This window comes from Nocardia alni (assembly GCF_019038435.1).
GTDB classification, from domain to species: domain Bacteria; phylum Actinomycetota; class Actinomycetes; order Mycobacteriales; family Mycobacteriaceae; genus Nocardia; species Nocardia alni.
In genome coordinates this window covers 1-4,029 of the sequence record NZ_JAGPOX010000272.1, presented here as the reverse complement: position 1 = coordinate 4,029, position 4,029 = coordinate 1, and the positions used below count along the sequence as shown (strand labels likewise).

The 4,029-nt window shown below is 67.2% G+C and carries 1 protein-coding gene; it reads right to left on the bottom strand.

The window, feature by feature from the left end; genetic code table 11:
* The coding region (locus JZ791_RS43600) for a hypothetical protein (RefSeq protein WP_216903772.1) at positions 1-4,029 on the bottom strand (4,029 nt) is incomplete at both ends.

Genomic DNA, 4,029 nt, shown 5'->3' with positions numbered 1-4,029 from the left:
GCGTTGCCCGGGGAGAGTGTGGGTGGGGTCTGCGGCGTCTCGGATGATGATGGCGCCGCCCTGGTTGATCATGCGGTAGGCGTGTGCGCCGATGCCGTTGGCGTTGACGCTGTCGTGTGCGCCGATGACGAGGGCTTGGGCTCCGGGGCCGAGGTGGTGGAGTTCCTCGGCGATGTGGTCGTGGCCGGAGTATCCGAAGAGTTGCGCGCCGGTGGATTCTTCTACGTCCTGCCGCGAGTGGCCGGGCAGTTCCGTGTGCCGTTGGGGTATCCGGATCGAGGCTTCGGGGAAGTCGTGGGCGATGCCGGTGACCGCGTCGATGAGGCAGTCGGTGACGGATGGGGTGGGGTGCGGCGAGTTGGTGGCGGTGGTGTGAGCGGTGGCGCCGTCGCTGGGGGTGACTGATGTGGCCTGGTGGGTGGTGAGTGTTGTTGTGGGGTCCTCGGTTTGGGAGGTGAAGTACCGCAGCGGTGTGCGCGAGCCGTTCGCGTCTGGGGCACGGATATCGGTACTTCCGTCGGATCTCGGGGTGTTGCTGCGCGGGTGTCGGCGCTGCCGTTGCGTGCTGCTGTTCGATTCGCTGGATCGAGGCCGCTGTGGGGGCGTGCTTTGCCGTTGCCGGGTACCGGTCCGGTCCTCGGGCGGCGGGTTCGTGGGCCGGTCGGTATCTGTCGCCGGTGTGGTTTCGGTCGGCGAAGCCGGTCGGGATGTGGGCAGATGTGGTTGCTGGTCCTCGGTGGCGGGTGGCGTGGGTGGGCGCGGTATCGACCCGGGGTGCAGGCCGCCGTTGCCAGGGTCGGTGGTTCCGAGGTCGTAGCTGCCGTCGTCGTTGCGCCGCAGGAACAGGACGGGTTGTCCGGGGTTGAGCAGGACCTGGCCCTGGATCCTGTTGCCGCGCAGGAGCACGATGTTGGTTCGGGTGAGGTGCGCGGCGGCGAAGAGCGTGAAGTCGAAGTTGTCGTTTCCGGACAGGTGGGTGTCGACGATCGTGCCGCCGCGCAGCGCGTCGATCAGGCGTTGCGTCTGGTCGGCCCGCATGCGGGAATGCGTTTGCTCGAACTCGGCGGCATGTTGGCGCAGGCGTGCGGCGCTGGCCGGTTCGGAACTCCCCCGGAGCCGATGGGCCTCGGCGTGATGGACGGACTCCGCGGCATCGAGTACATCGGAGCTGATGTGTTCGACGACGTGACTCGAGCCCGGCGCCAGGTTGGCCCGGCGGTGCGCGGTCAGGTCGCCCTCGAGGTTACCGGCCAAATGGGTGCGAAGCTGGTCGGGGTTGGCGCTGTGCACCGCGGCGAGCGCCGTGATCGCCGGGTTCGAGCCTGCGGGGACGCGGCGCCAGTGGGGCGGGCCGGGGTGCGTGATCTCGACGGCGACGGCCGCCTTGCCCTGGGCCAGGCGGTTGGCGAAGTCGGTCCTGGTGACGATCATCGTGTCGTCCGCGGCGTTCCCGCGCGGACGAACTTCGAGATTGCCGTTCGCCAGCATGCTGGCCTCGACACCGGAGAACCGGAAGTGCGTGCCGGTGACGAAGTCGTTGCTCTGCCGCAGCCGTTGTGCGAGAGCGGTAGTGGTCGATTGTTCGTCGGGGCCGGGGCGGTGGGCGCCCGGTACGCGGACCATGATCGAGGTGGGGTCATAGTTCTCGATCAGATTTCCCACGAACGCCCGCGCCTGTCGCGGGCTCTGCACCGATTCGTTGTGGACGGTGAGACCGTTGGACAGATCCTGCCTGACGTACCTGTTCGCGGTCGCGTACCCGTCCGCGGTCGGGTACCCGGTCGCGGACGCGGTCAGCCGGAATATTCCGCCGGGCAGGAAACCGTAAATTCGGGTGCCGTGTCGATATTTGTTGGAGGTGAAGGCTCGATGGAAAACCTCTGGCTCGAATGTCTCGAACTGGTCGCCCTGTGCGCCGGTCTCATGGAAGTAAGGATTCGCCGGGCTGCTATCGGACACCGTCGAGGAGGAGTCGTCGCTATCGGTGTCGCTCCCATCGTCGTCCGCGGCCGGTTCGGTCTGTGGGGTCGGGGTGTGCTGGGTCGGATCAGCGGTGCGGATGATGGTGATATCAGGATCGTTGAGGAGTTGGTCGAGGGTGGTCTCGACGTGGTTGCCGACGGAGTCGTGCAGCGTACCGGTGGATGCCTCGTCGGTGGGCGGCAGCCAGATGTAGCGTGCGCCCGTCTGGTCGCCGAGCGCGATGATCCGGCTCGTGGCCGTCGGGTTTCGGATGAGCGTCTGGGGCGTGTGCAGGGTGGGGTTGCGGCCCAGTAGGCCGGTGAGTTCGTTCCAGTTCCGGGCGGCCGGGTGTCGTGGTACAGCGACATAGAAGTGGTCGCTGTGGAGCAGGACGGTGGCGTCGGGTTGTGCGTTGGCCGCCGGGCCGAGGATCGTCGCGGCGGCCGCTCCGTATCGGCTGTTTTCCAGGCGGAGTACGCGGTTGTGGCGGTTGAGGACCACGGTACTGGCTCCGGGAACCAGGAAGCTCAGTGCGTTTTCCCAGACTCCCAGGTTCCGTATGGCCTGGACCTGTTCGTGGTAGATCTGCCGGAGTTGGCCGCTGTCGCGTGCTTCGATCAGGTCGGCGAGTTCGTCGGGGTCGAGCATCTGGGGGCCGGGATTTTCCGCGGCGAAGATGACGGTGTGGAATTCCTGGAAGTACTGGTCGAAGTTGGCGGTCAGCTCGTCGGCGATTTCCCCGCGGATATCGAGGATACGGTCGTCCAGTTCGTCGATTGTCGCGGGGGGATCGTCAGGGTGAATGATGCGTTCGACGGCGTAGAAATAGCAGTCGCCGTCGGGGTGCATGGACTCCCAGACATGTCCCGCGGGCGGGTTGATGCCGCCCATGACGTGTGATCGAGGGCCGCGGTGCCGTGCGTTGCGGGCGGGGCGGGGCTGTTGCAGGCCCTCAGTGGTAGGTACCGATCCATCCTCGCGCCGGGATATGTGCCGAGGGGCCGTGGACCCGGTGGGTGAGGGACGCCGCCCCTTCCCCTTTTGCCCGGCCTCCCGGACGGTGCTGGCGGAGCCGTCGGACGAGGGGGAACGCGCACCCTTCGCGGGCAGGGAGGGGGGCTTGCCCGCTGGATCTTCGGGGTGTTCCAGGTCGTCGTCATCGGACGCCTCTTCGTCGGTTTTCTGCTCTTCGTCGGCCTGCTGCTTCATGGCGTCGAGCGTGTCCTGCTGCCATTGCTTCACCCGGTCGGCGTCGGACTTCTTCTGCTCGCGAGCGAGTTGCTCGACCTTGTCCTCGGAGAGGGCTTCTCCCTCGGACGGGATCGTGTCGGTGGCCGGCTTCTCGGAGGTGTCGGCCGGTTTGGCGCCTACACGCCGGGCGGTTCCCGTGCTATCGGGTGGCGAGGGGATGCGGTGTTCGTCGTCCGGCTCGGTGACCTTCGCCTTGGCTGCCGCCTCCTTTTCGGCTTTTACTCTGGCCGCCTCTTGCTCGGCCCCGATCCTGGCCGTCTCTTGGTCGGCCTTGATCTTGGCCAGTCTCTCTTGGTCGGCCTTGATCTCGGCTGCTTCGGCTGCTGCGGCCTTCTTCCTGCGTTCTTCGGCTGCTCTCTCGGCTTCCGCCTCGGCCTCGGCTGCTTCGGCCCGCCTGGCCTCTGCGTCGGTTTCGGCCTTGGACTTGCCTTTTGCCTCGGTCTTCTTGGGTGTGGTGTCGTCCTGTTTCGACTTCTTCGACTTGCCCGGCTTCTTCGAGGTGGACGGGCCGGCCTTGGCCGGTGTGGTGGTGTCGTCCGGCTCGGAGGGTTCGGAGGCGGTTAGCTCGTCGAAGTCCGGGGACGCCGGAAGATCGTCTTCGGTGGTGCGCAGGACCACGTCGCCGGAGACCCAGACGGTGCCCTTGGGACCGGTGACCCGGAACAGTCCCACAGCGCGGACGCGGTGCCCCACGGCTCCCTCGCCCTGGGCGTTGAGGGAGGGTGTGCCCCAGCGCAGCAGGTTGCGTCGGACGCTGCCGAGGTTGGCGGTGGCGCCCTGGCCGGCGACCTGGCCGCCGAGGGGAATGGTGGGGGT